Below are 17,009 nucleotides of genomic sequence, written 5' to 3'. Positions count from 1 at the left end.
GGCTAACTCGATTTGTCCTTTTCCGTTTGACATCTTTTCAGTATGAAGACGTCTAAAATTAAAAACTTCTCGCTAATACCGACTTCTAGGTATTACCTCCCTAAGATTCCCATAACTGCTGCTAACGTAGATAAAGGAGAAAAAGAGAAGGATTTCCCAGAAGAAGCTAAAAAACAAGCGGCTGATATGGGACTTTTCGGACTTGACATACCATCAGAATATGGCGGACAAGGAGCTGATTATCTCTCATTACTTGTCACATCTGAGGAGATTTCAAGGATTTGGACTTCTTTCAGCACGTTATTACTAGTCCACTGGATGCTCGGTAGAGCAGTACTAAAATACGGTAGTGAGGAAGTCAAAAGGAAGTATCTGCCTGAGATAGCTAGCGGGAAGAAACTTGGAGGCTTCGCTAACACTGAGCCTGAGGCCGGTTCTGACGTAGCCGGTATAAAATCGGTAGCAAAAAAAGTGAACGACCATTACGTCTTAAACGGTAGGAAAATCTTCATAACTAACGGAGATATAGCAGATTATCTAATTATCACTGCAAGGACGTCACCACCAGATCCTAAAGCTAGGTGGAAGGGGATTAGCATGTTCCTAGTGGAAAGAGATTGGGGAATAAAAACTATGAGTAGAATCGAAACAACGGGTCTTAGAGCATCCCATACCGCCGAAATCGTTCTTGAGGACGTCAGTGTACCTTCGGAGAACTTGTTAGGAGAAGAAGGAATGGGGTTTAAATATGCAGTAGAGTCCTTTGATTACGCTAGGACTATAGTCTCAGCTCAGGCTGTAGGGATAGCCCAGTCAGCGTTTGAAAAACTCGTCGAGTATTCCTTACAAAGAAAAGCCTTTGAAAGACCTATAGCAGATTTTCAGATGGTTCAGCAAAAGGTTAGTGAATCGCTTTCAGACCTAATGACTTCAAGACTTCTAACATATTGGGCTGGTACCTTATACCAAAAGGAGATGATGGATGAATACATAGTTGCTGCGTCTTTAGCTAAGTTCCACTCTACAGAAGCTGCAGAGAGGGTAGTTTTAAGGGCAATGACCGCTTTTGGAGGTTACGGCGTAACGGTATCTACGGGTCTCGAAAGACTCCTTCGTGATTTACAAATTCTGAAAACGTATGAAGGGACTAACGATATACAAAGAATTAGTGCTGCTAGGCAATTGTTTTACAGATTTAAGGGTGTAAAGGTTGGTTGATCAACCTTTTTATAGAGACGCCCTAGTGAGGAACTTCATCAGATATTTAATTGAAGAAAACCCAGAACGAATTGAGATAAGTACTGAAATGATAGAAAATCTTTGTTCCATATCTGAAGAAGACTTAAAGAGACTTGTTGACGAGACTTCGGAGTTCATAGTAGCCAAAAACACAAATGAGGTTCAAAAAGATGCTGTAATCAAGAGGATAAGGGAGATGTGTATTGATCAAAGTCATTGACGTCCACGTTCACTATGCGATGTTGAAGTTCGGGACACCACATTACTGTAGAAGACTGACGGAAATGGCAAAAGGTGCGAGGTTTAATATAAGAAATGAGCGTGTAGAGATAGAGAAAATAATACTAGTTCCTTCTTATCCTTGCCACACGGAAATATGCGGGGACGCTTTCTACGACGATATTAGGATTATTAAGGAAAACCCAGACCTTTTCGCAACGTGGGCTGAATCCTTTTTCACTTTGTAGAAATCTTTTTGTCTGTTTATAACGAATTTTCGTTGCTACATAATGATCTCTCACACCGATGTGGGCAAAAGGGTGGGAGTGATTGCAGAGATGTGAGCCCCGTGCCGTTTGGCTCGAAGGAGTCCCATGACCCACCAGTGGTTGAGGGCTAAGTCCCTACACTCGATCATGAATGAACATAAAATGATTGAAATGAAAGTGTAGAGACAAACGGAGAAGTAGACCCTAACTACTGCGAAGACCCCATAAAGGAGTTAGGGAGACAGTATGATTTAGGTATAGTAGGGATAAAACTTCACCCTGTGCATAAATAGTTTAAGCTTAATGCTTATAGAGAAGAAGAGAGAGGCAATATAAAGTTATTAAGGATCTACGAATTTGCTGAGGATCATGATTTACCGATACTCGTCCACACTGGGACTAGTGTAGGAGAAGGGGCGAGGAACCAATATGGCGACCCGATACTAATGGATCACGTGCTGAAAGAGTTAAGCCTTCATCGTGACTAATAGTCACTTTTCGTGACTATTGATCACTTAGCCTCATCACTCCTTCTCCCTCTCCATGCCGTCTACGGGAGCGGTAGTTAAACCACTCCCTTCGAGGACATGGGGAGTTTCATTGGGTGCCTTCCTCCACCTCACAACTGCTCATAGACTTCATGGTGGCACCCTCTGATTCAATGTTAACGGAAATAATATTTACAAATCTTTCCGTAACTAAATAGCATTGGGGGGTAGAAGTAATTAAAAATAACGAATAGTTACGTAAACATGCTGAAAGACTTTTCCAGAGATACAAATTATTGAAATTTCTTGAGGAAGTTAAGAAAAAATCAGAGGAAATTTCAAAACTACAGTGCAAGAATTCTCAGCTCGAAGAAATTAAAAAAAGGTAAGGAGCGATTAGAGCTAATCTCCTCAGGGCTTTTTAACATTGTATAAAGAGTTTCCAGAGTTTATAATTCCAGAATATGTTGAAATAGTAGAAGTAATTAATAAGGAGGTCTTAGCTAAATTTTCTCCTTTGATAACCCGACAGATGACAGAAGAAGATTTAAAACAATTAGGGAATTTAACATCAAAGTATTTAGGAGAAAAGGAAGCTGAGGTTCTAAGTAAAGCTCTAAAGAGAATTTAAAAGAAACGTGTATAAAGAATAAATGTTACCTTGTGATATAGGAAGAGTAAGAGAGACCAACTTGAAATTGTAATGGTGTTGTGGAAGCAATTAATGATAGCTATGGTAGTAAGTCGTCTATAATGAAGTACGCTGATTTGAGTAATACACTCCTAGAGAATTACATTAGCATATTAACAAGTAAAGGTATTATAAAATGCGAGGATAACCCTTAGAAGATGACTGAAAAAGGTGTAGAATTATCAGAGAAATTAAGGAAAATTAGAAAGCTAGATTTAGACCTGTCTAAGCTTATTAACTCTATTTCAGAAGAATTATATTGATGTTAGAATCTTATACATCAATAGTAAATTTGCTATATGTTAGTTTACTCTTAGAGACTTCATTGCTTTTCTATTTTGTATCAAGAAAGTTGAAAAATCTTCCTTATTTACGGAAGGATGCTAGACCGTTATATTTATTAAGAATTTTTAGTGAGGCATTAGATTTATTCTCTTCTACGGGTTTGTTAGATAATGGAATGATTGGAGCTAATTTTAATATAAAATCGGAAGCCTTACAGAAATTTCTAGAGAAGGAAGTTAAAGGTGTAGGATCCAAAATAAAATTAATCAATACTTATATTTCGTCTATGGAAAAGATTGATGCGTACATAAGCGGAATTTCCAGCAATATAAAGGAAATATTTTACTTAATTTTAGCTTCTATAATTTCCTTTACTTTATATTTTATACCCGGTTTTTCTCTTGACGCATGGATATTTGTACCATCTCCTATTAGATATTATTCACAAAGAATATTAGAAGCACGAAAAAATTTAGAAATATTAAAAGAACATTCTAGTAACTCAAATAAAAGTTATGTAGATAGAATTAAAAAGGGTATGAGTAAAGTTGTAATATTTGGATTAATAGGACTTGGTATTGCTATTATCGCAGCAGGTGTAATATTAGGATTAAATGCTATACATTCTTTACCTTCAAATAATGAACATGTACAATATTTAGGATCTGGATATATAGGATTTGTACCAGATGGTCAAACAATAAGTTATGATGGACATACGGATCCTGTAGGTGAATTAATATCACTTAATGGAACTACAATACCTAATGTAATATGGGATGGCCAATATGCAGGTACAATAATACAAAATCATAACCAAATAGTTCAATTGAATAATCAATTTGTTGGACAAACTGATCCAATAAATAATCAACCATATGTACCTTTACAAGATTTCTATATAATTAAAGGTCAAGTACCTGTTGAACAGGTAACAATAAATGGACAAACATATTATGTAATAGAAGCAAATAATATAAATCCAGCAGACATTGCAGGATTTTATACATATCAAGGATGGGTAAACAACTTTGTAGCAGCAATGAATACACCAGGAACAATACCAGAAAGATTACCTGGAAACTCTCCAGTATATGATTGGGCAAATATAACAGAACAGCAGCATACCAAACAAAGCTATATGGACATTATGGATTAGGTGGTGGAGGATTATTGCTAGTACAATCAAGCGGAACTGTAATCCCCTATGGAGAAAATATCAATATTCCTGCAGGTATATACTTATCGAACTTTGTTGCCCCACAACAAACATATAATCCTTCCAGCTAATTTTTTAACAATTTTTATGATACACTCGCAACATAAGGAACTCCGTAAGTTACTATAACCCAATCTAAATACATATAACCAGATCCACCTCCAGAACCTGCCGAAACGAACAAATAGGGGTTCCCATTATACGCACTTGCCTCATCTTGTAAGTAGCTTATAGTAAGAGATTGTGAAAGACTTGCATAATATTCATAATAACCAAAAGTTCCAGATACAAAATTACTATTTACCTCATTATAAGTAAAACCATTATAATTATTTAAAGCCTCTTGAGGATTTGCAGGTTGATTAAACGCCGTATTATATGCATTTATGTATGATTGTACAAATACTGGTTCTCCTGTTATTGTACTTATATTTCCAGGTGGTGCTGGTGGTATTGCATATGCACTTCCTCCATTCCATTTATATTGTTCTAAAGCAAGAGAGTAATTAAATATGTTTCCATTCATTAAAAAGAATATATTCATTGTATTCATATTATTATTTTCTTCCTGGAACCAATTATATAACCAAAATACTCCATATTGAGAATAATATGAATTACCTTGTTGATCTGCTGGAGCAAAAATATCACAAAATTGATTATTACTGCTACAATATTTTCCACTATATCCTTCTATATTACTATTATTATCTTCTACGAAATAATACTTGAGATGCCAACTATTAGGTATACAAAATATCGACCAACAAGTTTCAACCCACGCCGATCCTGAATAATAATAATCATAATATCCACTTGGATTTGGATTATTTGTATATTCAGTAGTTAAGAAATATCCTATAGTATCATTATATTGCAATATTCCAACATAATAACCTGAAGAATAACCTGGACCTGACTTTGGTGGAATTGAACTACCAGATGTCCATCCATATTCATACATAAATATTGGAAAACCAGAAGGTAAATATGTATCACCCCCAACAGATATTCCTATATCCGAATTTCCACACATATTAGCACTAGTACAACCCATTAGAGAATCATAATTATTATAATTGCTTACTGTATTAGCAGAGAATTGACTATTATTACTAACATATGATAATACAACAGCATCTGCAACTGTTGGATTTCCGCCAGTACTATTAGAATCTTCCCATGGTATTCTAGAATTACCTTTATAATAGCACACGCGGGTAGACCTATATGGTATCAAACGGCTTTTTACCTAGCTAGAATGTTTAGCGATGCTTATCTAGAGATATCTTCAATACCACCTAAAAACCTTTTGAACGTGTTGCCTAGGTTAATGGAGATAGAAGATAAGGTAATCTACGGTAGCGATTTCCCATCTTATGCGGAACAAGACCTGGCGGAATATGCTGAAGAAGCTTATAGAGTGATGAAAAGCGAAAAAATAATGAGAGACAATGCTTTAAGGTTAATATTTAGAGAGGTGAATGGAAGAGTTAAAGAACGACTGTGTTGTATAAAGACTGATAGATTTATCACGTTAATTTCGAGAATATTAATATAAAGTAGAGTCGCTTATTTGAAGAATTAGCAAATAATATTGTTGAAGAAACCTATATCACTTAAGGTAGGATTATTGAAATAGTTCCTAATAGAATTATTTTATCCATTTTATTCAGAGTACTCGTCACGTTGTCAAGCTGAGAATTGGATACAAATTTATGAAAATTCAATGAAGCTCAAACCCCCTTATCATTCAGCCTTTAGCGCCCTTTCAAAGGGCCTTAACACTCCTCTCTTCTCCATATCAATCGTGAATAGGGCTATCCATCCTCCTAATAACCATCCTCCTAACACATCCAAGGGCCAATGGACACCTACGTAAACCCTCGAATAGGATACGAGTAAAGCTTCAATTAATAGAGGAACCCATACCCATTTAGGAGCTGTAAAAGCTAAGACTATCGCCCCATCTCCTACAATTAACGCATGGCCTGAGGGGTAGCTGAAATCGTGAGGCTTACTGACTAATAGATAATCGGGGGAAACGTAGTAAAATGGCCTCAGTTGTGATACTAAATATTTGCTCGCCTCACCGAGAATTATGGCGAGTATAAAGGTTCCAGCTAAAGTTATTGCTATTTTTCTAGTCTTCTTGAATAACGAATAGTATTGCTGTTACAGGGATCCAAACGTATTCCCTTCCGTATTTAGATAATAAGACCATTATAGGGTTAAGAAATGAAATTTGGTGATAATTTATCAGTTTAAATACCTCGACGTTTAGGGGGATATTTTGTTCCCCGACTACTTTTACGTACAATGTAAGGGCTATAAATAAAATAAATAGAGCCCAATATTTTTTCATAAACTTTATTAGTTAAGTGAGATCTCTACAACGTATGAGAAATTGTTACATTATAGTAACCTTTGTGTTATTTTTAATACCACTATTGATCTCTGAGACTAACCTAAGGTTACCTAAGGTAATAGGACCCCTATTACTATTATTATCTTTACCTTTTTTACGATATCAACATAACGACACTATCGTTAGAACTCGTTGTTCTAACTGGTGATTAAAATGATCGACGCGATCAAATCCGTAATTTTAGGTATAGTTCAAGGCATTTCCGAATGGTTACCCATAAGTAGTAAAACGCAAGAACTCCTAGCTTCTCACTTCCTCATTGGACTTGCAATAACCGTAGCTTACACCTTCGGTCTCTTCATGGAAATGGGATCTATAGGCTCTGTATCGATCTACTTCAGAAAAGACGTCATGGCTGTTTTTAGGGACAAGTTCTTACTTAAATTCCTCGTAATAGTAACCCTAGTAACGGGTATTGTAGGCGTACCGCTTTATGTCATCTCCGATAAGTTATTACAGAACGCTTACAACCCGTCTATACCGATGCTTGTACTAGGGGTTATACTAATACTGGATGGCGTCTACATCAAGTTTACGAGAGAGAATATAAAGCCCAGAGAGCTCAGAGAGATGTCTCTAAAACACATGGTCATTATAGGCTTTGCTCAAGGGTTAGCCGCCTTACCGGGGGTAAGCCGATCAGGAATGACGGTATCGACAATGCTTTTATTAGGGATAAAACCTGAGGAAGCGTTCAAGTACTCGTATTTAGCGTATATACCAGCGGCTTTAGGTGCAGTCCTCACTACACTCGTATTCACGAGGCATAACGTCAGTTACGCAATTCATTATATCGGTATAGAGGGTCTGATATTAGCAGTTGTGACGGCTCTAATAACGGGTATATTGGTGATAGGGATATTAATGAAAGTAGCCAAGACTAGGAAAGTATATCTGATCAACTTCATGCTAGGAGTTATTGCGATTGTAGTAAGCGTAGTAACGTTACTTCTCTAAAATTTTTCACACAGTACAAAGTAATTAACCTATTTACGCAAAATAAATAGTATGAGAGCTTACGCGAGAGCCGAATGGGATCCTTTAAAAAAAGTGGCATTACATAAGCCGGGGCTAGAAGTCTTTTTTGGGCTTTTAGAGCCTGAAAAGTCACTCTTCAAGAGGAGATTCGACTTCGTTAAAGCTAGAAAAGAGTACGAAGAGTTAATAGACGCGTTGAAATCTGAGGGTGTGGTTACTTTCAGAGTATTGAGAAGCATTATTAGGAGAGCGTTAAAAGACGAGAAATTTTATGAAAAGTTGAAGAGAGTAGTAGGGGTCAACGCAGATCCTTGGTTTTTAGCGAAATTGTTGGTGCTTAGACCTAAGTTCATTTCGACTAATGGTGAGGTAAGAGTAGAGTTGGTAAACCCCTTATCTAATCTATACTTTATGAGGGATCAACAAATAACAACAAAGAACGGGGTTGTCATAGGTAGGATGGCTAAACCTCAGAGGAGTGCTGAGACGGAACTGGTGAAACTTTTCTGGGAGTCGATCTCTGTTAAATACGGCGAAGTAAAGGAGGGATATTTAGAGGGAGGAGACTTCTACCCCATGGGGGACTTTTATTTAGTGGGAGTGGGGAACAGAAGCGATATGAACGGGGTTAAAGAACTAATAAATAGCGGTGAAGAAGTGGTAATAGTGAAAGAACCTATATCAACAGAGTTCTTCCATTTAGACACATATTTCAACGTAATATCGCGTGAGTTGGTGGTCGGTGTAAAAGAACTAATGCAACATAGTACTGTTGAAGTTTATTCTGAAGGGAAATTAGTGAGGAAGGGATTAGATATGCTAACATACCTCAAGGAGAAGGAGTTTAATATACACTACGTAACTTTGGATGAGGCTAAAAAGTTCGCTACTAATTTCCTGACCCTGAATGCTGGGAAAATACTTACTCCTTATGACTTGAAAATTTCGGGTGTCGACTCCGTTGTAATTAACGTTGAAAACCTAACTGGAGGGTTCGGTGGGATACATTGCATGTCAGCAGTTGTAGAAAGAGGGTTAGGGTAAGAAATGGTGTTTCTCGTCCTCAATTATCTTTCCTATCTCACCCGTGGGTTCAAAGTTCTTTAGATAAAAATCTAGTGCACCTGATTCTGCCTTATTCACAACGTAACGGATCGCCTTGTAGCCAAGCAAAGCAACAATGACCCCTACCACGTATAAGAGGTAGAAAACCGGCTTTTCCAACATACTTCTTCTATACTTCTTGAAATACTCCCAGTGGTACATCTCATTCTCATAAGCACGTTTAAATCTCTCCTCCTTCCTGACATTATATATGCCTTTCGCGAGTCCCGTAGCACCCGCTTCTCCGAGGAGTGCAAGTAAGTATTTGTCCACGATAGTGAGATCTACTGGGAATTTTAAAATTACTGTGAGAAAAAAGAGAATTCAAATTTTTAAGCGAGCATCTACAGATTTAAGTCTTCCTAACCAAGATGTATATCGCAATTATGCCGATAAACGTAAGAATAGGAAAGATATCTAAAAACGAGGAAGAGTATTATTTCACTTATGACGGTGGAAAATGGAGGCAAGTTAAGCTCAAGGAAAAAGCATGGCACTCGCTGAAATCACTGAAGTACGTTGAGGGTATTTTAGACGAGAAAGATGACGCGGTAATAAAAAGAGTTTACAAGAGAAGCGGGAAAGTCATATCTATAGATTATTTCGTCAAGAAAGGAGATTCGTTAGAAGACCTTAATTGCATAAAGGGTGCTGAATTCGAGGGAGAAACGATCGAAATCTGCAAAACTAATGACATGACAATTTACAGATACGCAGGGAATTATTTTGAAGATAAGACCTCTCTTGTGAAGTTCTTGACCCTACAAATCAGAAGGAGGGTAGAAGAGAGATTAGGAGGCGAGGTAATCTCACTAGATACAAAGCTCAAAGGGGAGACCGATAAAGCTTACCTTCTCGTAATTAAAGGGAAGGAAGTGTGGGTTCCCAAGAGCGTTGGTAAATATCTAGACGGTAAAGTAACTTTGCCCGTCTGGTTTGTGAAAAACAATAACCTTGCTGATGTTAAAGATTATGAAGAAAGGATTGATAACGAGGTTAGAAAGTATGAGGAAAAAATCGCCAGATTGGTATTTGAACTGTAGTAAAAATAAGAGAGTTATAGAATAAGAAAGGACAGAAGATATAATGCTATACTTAAGGATATCAAGGTCATGGATAAGTTTATAGCCTATCCTCCTTCAAATCCCGGTAAATTAAATTTGTGGAAAACCAAGTGAATACCCCCAAACACGATTAACATTGTACCAATCACTGTAAACACTATTCTTAAGAGGAATATTGGGTCGATTATCATATATTTAGTTTTATATTTTATGCTTTAAAGCTTAATTGGAATTTTCAACTTAATTCTCTTAAATCATCTCTTACATCTTCCAGTCTCTTCAATATATTGTCTAGGTCACGTTTGTCCAGATCCTCTCCGTTATAAGCTCTCTCTAATAAGTCATCTATATCAGAAAGTATATCCTGAAGTTCTTCTTTAGCTTTCTCTAGAGTCTCGACCTCTTCTTTATTAACCATAATTAAAAATTAATACGTCCCTTATTTAAAGCAAACGTATGATTAATCTATCCAAGAAGTTGGTGCCTAGGGATATGAAATGTTTGATGTAAGGGAAAATCTTTTCGCTATAGGGAAAACCTCTCTCAGAATTCTTATCAAATTCAAAATCTATCTGGATCTCGAATGGTCCTCCGCATTTGTTACACTTAATCTCGTATATACTTTCCCTTTACTTTCTGCATTTCATACAAACCTCTTTTACCATACTACTAATCACGAATCTAAAGTATATAACAAGTTTGTTGGCTTTGATTATATAGGAACCTAAGAACGGGTTAAATGATAAAACTTATTCATATTATTATTATTAAGCTATAAATTCTCTGCTTAGTATACTAAACGTACATTAAGTAAATCAGTTTAATGCCTTCTCTTCTCGAAGGTTAATTAAATTAATTGATTTGTAGGTCAATGATGACAATGTGAACTTATTTTGCCATTTTTCTAACTATGACAAATATTATTGTAACAAGAATTATTAATACAAAAGATGCTCCCCAAGCTACATCGTTTAAGTTTGAGTAGCCGCTAAACGCATAATTATATATCAATACTGGAATTCCAGTAACAGGTGTATTAAAAGACGTTATATAAAGGTTAGCAGTGGAAGAAGTGAGGAAAATTATGGGAGCAGTCTCGCCTATTATTTTTGCGAAGCCTATTAATAGACCATTTATTATTCCTCTTCTTTCTATATACATGACTAATTTTATTACTTGCCAGGTGGTTAAACCGAGGGAGTAGGCGACCTCTTCGTAAAGCTTCTTTGGGATTCTTAGGGCTTCGCTAATTTGTATAGTTGAATAGGGCAACATGACAATTGCTAATGCCATAGCGGCCGTAATCCCATTTAATCCTAAACCAATTTCTAAAACTAGAATTGCGAATACGACTATACCTATGATAATAGTTGGCAATTCCACAATTAGCTCTAAACTTGCTCTAATTAAACTAGCTATTTTTGACCTTTCGAAGAACGATAAGAAAACTCCAGTAAATATGGAGATAGGAGCTGAGATTAGCACTGCTAATGAGACCATGTATAAAGAGCCTTCTAGAGCTGGACCTATACCGCCTAATCCCTCGCCGGGATTTGGAGGCAAATCTATAAAAAATCTAGGTCCATAACTAATTATAACCTTTGATCCATTTACAACTACAGTGTAAAAAAGAAATGTTATAGGAAGTAAAAATAATATAACTAATAATATTATAAGGGAGACAATTACAATATCTTTTCTTCTCAAGATCTCACCCTCAAGATTAATTTAGAGATCATTATAAATATGAACCCTATTACAACAAGAAATAACGCAAGTGCAAACATTACATTATACTGGATTCCATACGCAGTTCCAAACTGACTAATAATTAAAGATGGTATCGTATAACCCGGTTCAAGTAAGTTCGGTGAAATGTTTAATACATTGCCTATTGTAAGGCTTACTGCCACAGTTTCTCCAACTGCTTTTCCAAATGCTAATGCATATGCGCCCAAGAAAGCCTTTTTAATGTAGGAAAGCTTCAGCATAATTAACTCCCACTTACCTAGCCCTAGAGAATACACAGCTTCCTCAAAGGACCTAGGAACTTGAGAGTAAACTTCCCTTATGAGAGAAGATGCAAAAGGTGTTATCATAATTGCCAATATTATTGAGGCCAGTAATATACTAGGTCCATTAGTAGTTTGGTGAAGCCCATGGTTAGAGCTTAGAAACGTAAATAATGTGCGAGATAAAAATGGGCCAAGTGATAGGAGACCCCAGAATCCGTATAGCACTGTAGGAAAAGCCGCCAGAAGATCTGAAAGGTTAACTAGAAAACTTTTAACTTTTTTTGGAGAAATGTCATTAACAAAAATGGCCAAAGCAGTAGCAAATGGGATAGATATCATTACGCTTAACACACCTGTTACTATCGTACCGTAAATCGCTGCTAAACCACCATACAGATCGCTAACAGGATTCCATATATTTTTAGTATAGATCGAAAGACCTTCTTTCTCATAAGCAGGAATAGAATTATACACTAATACACTCAGTATCAATATAAAAGTAAAGACTACTACAGATGAAGGTATAAGTAGAAAATAAAAAATTTTTTCTCTTTTTCTTTTAATTGTTATCATTTTTAGCTCACCAAGGTATAAACAGGCATATTATTATATGATATTAGCTTAAGATTTTGTAGAATTAATTGTTGAATATTTGATGGTAGTGGAAGATACCCCGTTGGTAATTCAGTCTGCCCAGTAGTTACAATATACTTCAAAAATAAGTAAATCGCTTCTGCCTTAGACTTATCGGTATAATTTACCTTAACAAGTAGCCATGAAAACGACACTATAGGATAAGCGTTGTGTGCTTTAACGTTTAAGAAGACTGAAAGATATGGAGTCATATCTACTGTCAATGAAGAAGGAAGCGAAGATAAATTAGCGTTTTGAATTGCGGTCTCAATTGAAGCTTGAGTTGGTAAAACATACTCGCCTGTGGATGGATTTAATACTGCCGCTGGAGTTAAATTATTCGCTATTGCGTACTGTGCCTCAACATAGCCTATTGAATAAGGATTTTGAGAAACATATGCTGAAACTCCATCATTTCCCTTACCTCCTAATCCGTTTCCAAGTTCATCTACCGGCCAGTTAACGGTATAACCATAACTAACATTTGAACTCCTCCAAGATTGAGATGAGATGTAAAGCCAATATGTAAAGACAAAGGTAGTGCCGCTTCCATCACTTCTATGAACTGCTATTATTTTTTGATGAGGGAAATTAAAGTAGGGATTTAATGCTTTTATTGCTGGATCATCCCAATATTGAATTTGCCCTAAGTATATCTTTGCTATAATATCAGCTGTTAAGTTCAAGGTACCATGAAAGCCTGGAATATTGTATATTATATCCTCTGCACCTACGACATCAGGGATTGTGAGAACTTCATGATATTTTTGAGTTAATTGCTGATACAAATTACTGGGCGGAGGAGCATCTGTAGCTCCTATGTCATAGGTACCTAGTAAGAAATTATTCACTCCTGCTCCACTACCCACTGAACTATAAGTTACTTGGATTCCACTAGAATTTGACTGGAAATCTTTAACCCACACTTGCATTGCTGGATTAACAAAAGTAGAACCACCAGCTACAATACTTGCCGAAATTTGTGATGAGGCTGTAGTTTGAGATGATGAAGCTTGTGACGAAGTAGAAAAAGATGAACTTGTTGAAGTAGTTGTAGTGCTATGACCACCTTGGGAATTTATCACGAAAAAAAAGCCTGCCACTGCAATAACAACTATTATTAATATTACCACAGCTGCCAAAGTTGAAAGCCCTTTCATGACCTATCTCAAGATTAACTATTAGAGCAGGATTATAAACATATTGTATATAATATATAGTATTCTCAATAGGATATAGTAGTATATATAGATTATATAGATTATCTTTTTATATATCAAAAATAGAAGTATGAGTAGACCGCAATGGAAGCTGGAGAAAGGACAGAGGACGTATTTAACATATCTAGACTATATTTATATATAGACGATAAAGCTATACTGAAAAATATCTCTGTTAAAATACCTAATAATTCAGTATTTGGTATAATGGGGCCTTCAGGTTCTGGAAAGTCAACATTATTAAAAGTTTTGAATAGATTAATAGAGATCTATGATAGTAAAATAAAGGTTGATGGAAAGGTTCTATATTTTGGCAAAGATATCTTTCAAATAGATGCTATAAAACTTAGAAAAGAAGTAGGAATGGTATTTCAACAGCCTAATCCATTTCCACATCTTAGCATTTATGATAACATAGCATATCCGCTAAAGTCACACGGGATCAAAGATAAAAGGGAAATAAAGAAAATAGTGGAGGAGAGCTTAAGAAAGGTAGGGCTATGGAAAGAAGTACATGATAGGCTAAATAGTCCAGCTTCTCAACTCTCAGGTGGACAACAACAAAGATTAACAATAGCCAGAGCACTTGCGCTTAAGCCAAAAGTACTTTTAATGGACGAGCCTACATCTATGATTGATGTAGTTAGTTCTCAAGATATCGAGAATTTAATAAAGGAGCTAAAAAAAGAAATGACTATAGTTCTTGTGTCACATAATCCTCAGCAAGCCGCAAGAGTTACTGATTATGTAGCCTTCTTATACAATGGAGAATTAGTAGAATGTGGATCTTCTGATGAAATATTTACCTCGCCAAAAAACGAGTTAACTAAAAAATACGTTATAGGTAGGATAGGTTAGATTTAATTAATTTCTTTGATGAAAACATAGTTAAGTTATAAAAATTTGCAACCTAATGAAAACTTAACTACATCGTGATCTAATCGAAACATAAGCTTTAACTACAAATACAAATTACTCTGCCTCCCTTTAAACGCTTAATATCCCGTAACACTAAAGAATGTTTTACCGTCAACTTGTATTTTTTGAACTTTATACCATATACGTTGGAAAGTAGATCGTCAGAAAGATCGCTAACTCCTCCATCATATTCCAATTTTCCTTTATTGATCACGTAGTTTTATCAGCATACCTTAAAGTTTCAAGCTCATGAGAAGTAATCAGAAAGGTCTTTAGGTGTTGTAATTGGATCTATACACTGGTGGTTCAAACGATCGACATAATTGAAAACTTACTTAGAATGGGTAAACCTCTAACTGCATTACGTTTTCTTAAACAGTTCGTGAAAGACAACTCGAAACTCATGAGAAATAATGAAGAGTGCGAGAATGTCAAAAAAATTGTGATGGCTTTTCCCTCGCTTAATGACGAGAGCTGGAGGTATTTTGTACCCAAACCACAAAAAGAAGAAATAGAATATTTAATACAGAAAGTTAAGGAATGTTTCCCTATTTCGTGATACGTAAAGTTTTGAGGTATTTAATCAGCCTTTTATAATCATATTATAAGTAAGTTTATAACTTACTTAATTCAAATTTTTACATAATGACAACAGTAACAGAAAAAGTGGACGAAGCAAAGTGGGGTATTAATCATTGGAAGCTGTTCATCTCCCTCAGCTTAGGCTATTTAATGTGGGGACTTATTACTTCAATCGCACCTTTAACATATAGCCTAGCTAAGGGAAACCCGATATACATAGCATTACCAGCTCTATATCCGTTAATAGGAACGTTATTGCTACCTTATCTCTCAGACAAAGTACTTGGGAGAAAGAAGACGTTTTACATTACTTTAATACTCTATTTGGTTGGTGCACTTATTGTCTCTGGTGCCGCTTATTATATATCCTCCTCCAGTGTTGCGTTTTTACCTTTAGTGCTTGTGGGACTTCTGTTAGCAAATATAGGCGTTGAGGGAGAAGTACCTACTGGACTTTCTTACGCAGCTGAGAACTTTCCCTTAAGGTGGAGGGAAAAGCTGTTGATTCTAATACCTAATTTTGATAATATCGGAATAACTGTTGCTGCATCGTTATCATTGATAGCCTTCTCACAGATATCTTCTCCTACGTTTGTAATGGAAGTATTAGGATTTTCGGCGATACTGGTTAGCGTTGTCTTGACTTTCGTGAGATTTTCGTTACCGGAGTCCGTGAGATGGCTCGTAACTAAAGGTAAAGTGAATGAAGCCGAGAAAAATGCCGAATTGCTACTGACCAAAGGAGAGGACGCAGTAACTCCTATGACCAACAACAGAGTCTATAAAATACCTTTAAGAACAAGATATTTGTTCCTTGTTATTTTAGGAGTATCCCAGTACCTTACTTTCGGTCTGATGGCATATACAATCGCAGATTATTACTTCTCCAACAACCAATATTATCTATCCACGATAATATTTGTCGCTTCTCTAGCTACTGTATTAGCTGGTTTCTTAGCATCATATATCGTCGATAAGATAAGAACTAGATTTTATGTGATGTTGTCTTATATGGGTGGTACTGTTACTATGTTACCGATACTCGCACTAGTTATGATAGCGAGTAATATTACTGGGGCTTACCTAGTAATGTTTTACATCCTATTAGCACTAAACATGTTATTCAGTGAGTTTGCATGGGGAGCAAGGACAATATTGGAACCTCTTTTATTCCCTACGGAAAATAGGGCTTTCCTGATAGGTCTTGTGAGGACTATACCAATAGTTTCTTATGCAATATCAGTTTACTTAACGAGCAGTATTCCGTTAGTTGATTACGTCTTACTTAACCTTACACTTTGGGGAATGGGTGCCGTAGCTTCATTATGGTGGTTTTTCAGAGGCTATGATACAAATCTTGTTCCACTAGAGGAGATCACTACTGAAAACCTTTCTCAACAAGGTTAAAGCTGATTTTTTCCCACATACTTTTTCTTATTAAAGCTACAATGAGGACAGAAACTGAAGTTAACAAGAACAAGACGCTGGTTAACAAGAATAGACCAGCTGTAATTGTCAGCGCTATAATTATATAATCAACCATTATAACCACTATCATACCGCTTCCAGCCTTGTAGTTGTAAACCTCACCTCTGAACTGTATCGGGTTCAGTTTACTCATAAGGATTGCTGTGACTAAGTACCCCGCCATTACGCC

At 36.2% G+C, this 17,009-nt stretch carries 20 protein-coding genes and 5 pseudogenes; 14 read left to right on the top strand and 11 right to left on the bottom strand.

Annotation, left to right across the window (positions count from 1 at the left end; genetic code table 11):
* Positions 1-42: 42 nt before the first annotated feature.
* The 7 genes and pseudogenes from WIW52_RS07370 to WIW52_RS07345 all read left to right on the top strand — a co-directional run bounded on the left by WIW52_RS07370 (position 43) and on the right by WIW52_RS07345 (position 4,350).
* A complete protein-coding gene (locus tag WIW52_RS07370; protein WP_337709597.1) occupies positions 43-1,218 on the top strand; it encodes an acyl-CoA dehydrogenase family protein in 1,176 nt (391 codons plus the stop codon).
* Positions 1,211-1,459: a hypothetical protein gene (locus WIW52_RS07365; protein WP_337700461.1), complete on the top strand. Its 249-nt coding sequence runs from the start codon at positions 1,211-1,213 to the stop codon at positions 1,457-1,459. The genes WIW52_RS07370 and WIW52_RS07365 overlap by 8 nt, the downstream gene beginning before the upstream one ends.
* Positions 1,443-1,706 carry a hypothetical protein gene (locus WIW52_RS07360; protein ID WP_337709596.1) on the top strand — a complete coding sequence of 88 codons (264 nt, stop codon included), beginning with the start codon at positions 1,443-1,445 and terminating at the stop codon, positions 1,704-1,706. Before WIW52_RS07365 ends, WIW52_RS07360 begins: the two co-directional genes overlap by 17 nt.
* 212 nt (positions 1,707-1,918) lie before the next feature.
* A pseudogene (locus tag WIW52_RS07355) lies at positions 1,919-2,194 on the top strand (amidohydrolase family protein); the annotation flags it as partial.
* A gap of 448 nt (positions 2,195-2,642) precedes the next feature.
* Entirely contained in the window at positions 2,643-2,846 is a 204-nt protein-coding gene (locus tag WIW52_RS07350) for a hypothetical protein (protein ID WP_337709595.1), read from the top strand.
* Positions 2,847-2,968: 122 nt separating this feature from the next.
* Positions 2,969-3,061: a hypothetical protein gene (locus tag WIW52_RS11295; protein ID WP_443295612.1), complete on the top strand. Its 93-nt coding sequence runs from the start codon at positions 2,969-2,971 to the stop codon at positions 3,059-3,061.
* A gap of 107 nt (positions 3,062-3,168) precedes the next feature.
* Positions 3,169-4,350 carry a hypothetical protein gene (locus tag WIW52_RS07345; RefSeq protein ID WP_337709593.1) on the top strand — a complete coding sequence of 394 codons (1,182 nt, stop codon included), beginning with the start codon at positions 3,169-3,171 and terminating at the stop codon, positions 4,348-4,350.
* A gap of 145 nt (positions 4,351-4,495) precedes the next feature.
* On the opposite strand, the gene WIW52_RS07340 is transcribed toward WIW52_RS07345, so the two are convergent.
* Complete coding sequence (locus WIW52_RS07340) at positions 4,496-5,626, bottom strand: hypothetical protein (protein ID WP_337709591.1); 1,131 nt, start codon at positions 5,624-5,626, stop codon at positions 4,496-4,498.
* Here WIW52_RS07340 and WIW52_RS07335 point away from each other — a divergent pair.
* A pseudogene (locus WIW52_RS07335) lies at positions 5,615-5,881 on the top strand (amidohydrolase family protein); the annotation flags it as partial. The gene WIW52_RS07340 and the pseudogene WIW52_RS07335 sit on opposite strands and share 12 nt — an antisense overlap.
* A 392-nt stretch (positions 5,882-6,273) precedes the next feature.
* Here the strand turns inward: WIW52_RS07335 and WIW52_RS07330 are convergent.
* Positions 6,274-6,510 (bottom strand): annotated as a pseudogene (locus tag WIW52_RS07330) (phosphatase PAP2 family protein); the annotation flags it as partial.
* A gap of 481 nt (positions 6,511-6,991) precedes the next feature.
* Here WIW52_RS07330 and WIW52_RS07325 point away from each other — a divergent pair.
* Positions 6,992-7,795, top strand: a complete 804-nt coding sequence (locus WIW52_RS07325; protein WP_337709590.1) for an undecaprenyl-diphosphate phosphatase — start codon at positions 6,992-6,994, stop codon at positions 7,793-7,795.
* Positions 7,796-7,846: 51 nt separating this feature from the next.
* A complete protein-coding gene (locus WIW52_RS07320) occupies positions 7,847-8,860 on the top strand; it encodes an arginine deiminase family protein (RefSeq protein ID WP_337709589.1) in 1,014 nt (337 codons plus the stop codon).
* On the opposite strand, the gene WIW52_RS07315 is transcribed toward WIW52_RS07320, so the two are convergent.
* The gene (locus WIW52_RS07315) at positions 8,852-9,193 is read right to left on the bottom strand and encodes a hypothetical protein (RefSeq protein WP_337709587.1); all 342 of its coding nucleotides are present in this window, start codon (positions 9,191-9,193) and stop codon (positions 8,852-8,854) included. The two genes, WIW52_RS07320 and WIW52_RS07315, sit on opposite strands and share 9 nt — an antisense overlap.
* Before the next feature lie 98 nt (positions 9,194-9,291).
* Here WIW52_RS07315 and WIW52_RS07310 point away from each other — a divergent pair, with 98 nt between their 5' ends.
* A complete protein-coding gene (locus WIW52_RS07310) occupies positions 9,292-9,963 on the top strand; it encodes a hypothetical protein (protein WP_337709585.1) in 672 nt (223 codons plus the stop codon).
* 86 nt (positions 9,964-10,049) lie between these two features.
* Here WIW52_RS07310 and WIW52_RS07305 read toward each other — a convergent pair whose 3' ends face one another.
* The 6 genes and pseudogenes from WIW52_RS07305 to pstS all read right to left on the bottom strand — a co-directional run bounded on the left by WIW52_RS07305 (position 10,050) and on the right by pstS (position 13,792).
* Complete coding sequence (locus WIW52_RS07305; protein WP_337709583.1) at positions 10,050-10,175, bottom strand: hypothetical protein; 126 nt, start codon at positions 10,173-10,175, stop codon at positions 10,050-10,052.
* A gap of 44 nt (positions 10,176-10,219) precedes the next feature.
* Positions 10,220-10,402 carry a hypothetical protein gene (locus WIW52_RS07300; protein WP_337709581.1) on the bottom strand — a complete coding sequence of 61 codons (183 nt, stop codon included), beginning with the start codon at positions 10,400-10,402 and terminating at the stop codon, positions 10,220-10,222.
* 64 nt (positions 10,403-10,466) lie between these two features.
* Positions 10,467-10,649: pseudogene (locus WIW52_RS07295) on the bottom strand (pyridoxal-phosphate dependent enzyme); the annotation flags it as partial.
* A gap of 223 nt (positions 10,650-10,872) precedes the next feature.
* A complete protein-coding gene (locus WIW52_RS07290; RefSeq protein WP_337709580.1) occupies positions 10,873-11,691 on the bottom strand; it encodes a PstA family ABC transporter permease in 819 nt (272 codons plus the stop codon).
* Positions 11,688-12,572, bottom strand: a complete 885-nt coding sequence (gene pstC / locus WIW52_RS07285) for a phosphate ABC transporter permease subunit PstC (protein WP_337709578.1) — start codon at positions 12,570-12,572, stop codon at positions 11,688-11,690. The genes WIW52_RS07290 and pstC overlap by 4 nt, the downstream gene beginning before the upstream one ends.
* Before the next feature lie 2 nt (positions 12,573-12,574).
* Positions 12,575-13,792 carry a phosphate ABC transporter substrate-binding protein PstS gene (pstS, locus tag WIW52_RS07280; RefSeq protein WP_337709576.1) on the bottom strand — a complete coding sequence of 406 codons (1,218 nt, stop codon included), beginning with the start codon at positions 13,790-13,792 and terminating at the stop codon, positions 12,575-12,577.
* A gap of 144 nt (positions 13,793-13,936) precedes the next feature.
* Between pstS and WIW52_RS07275 the strand changes: the two genes are divergently transcribed.
* Positions 13,937-14,710 (top strand): ATP-binding cassette domain-containing protein, encoded by a 774-nt coding sequence (locus WIW52_RS07275; protein ID WP_337709574.1) that lies wholly within the window; start codon positions 13,937-13,939, stop codon positions 14,708-14,710.
* A 137-nt stretch (positions 14,711-14,847) separates the two neighbouring features.
* On the opposite strand, the pseudogene WIW52_RS07270 reads toward WIW52_RS07275, so the two are convergent.
* Positions 14,848-15,043: pseudogene (locus tag WIW52_RS07270) on the bottom strand (ABC transporter ATP-binding protein); the annotation flags it as partial.
* 28 nt (positions 15,044-15,071) lie between these two features.
* Here WIW52_RS07270 and WIW52_RS07265 point away from each other — a divergent pair.
* Positions 15,072-15,329 (top strand): hypothetical protein, encoded by a 258-nt coding sequence (locus WIW52_RS07265; protein WP_337709571.1) that lies wholly within the window; start codon positions 15,072-15,074, stop codon positions 15,327-15,329.
* An 86-nt stretch (positions 15,330-15,415) separates the two neighbouring features.
* Positions 15,416-16,759 (top strand): MFS transporter, encoded by a 1,344-nt coding sequence (locus tag WIW52_RS07260; protein ID WP_337709569.1) that lies wholly within the window; start codon positions 15,416-15,418, stop codon positions 16,757-16,759.
* Here the strand turns inward: WIW52_RS07260 and WIW52_RS07255 are convergent.
* Positions 16,731-17,009, bottom strand: a 279-nt coding sequence (locus WIW52_RS07255; protein ID WP_337709568.1) for a hypothetical protein, incomplete at its 5' end; no start/stop codon positions are given. The genes WIW52_RS07260 and WIW52_RS07255 overlap by 29 nt on opposite strands.

The organism is Stygiolobus sp. RP850M, assembly GCF_037389295.1.
Lineage (GTDB): Archaea > Thermoproteota > Thermoprotei_A > Sulfolobales > Sulfolobaceae > Stygiolobus.
The sequence above is the reverse complement of the archived record's forward strand: the minus strand, read 5'-3'. Positions and strand labels throughout refer to the sequence as shown.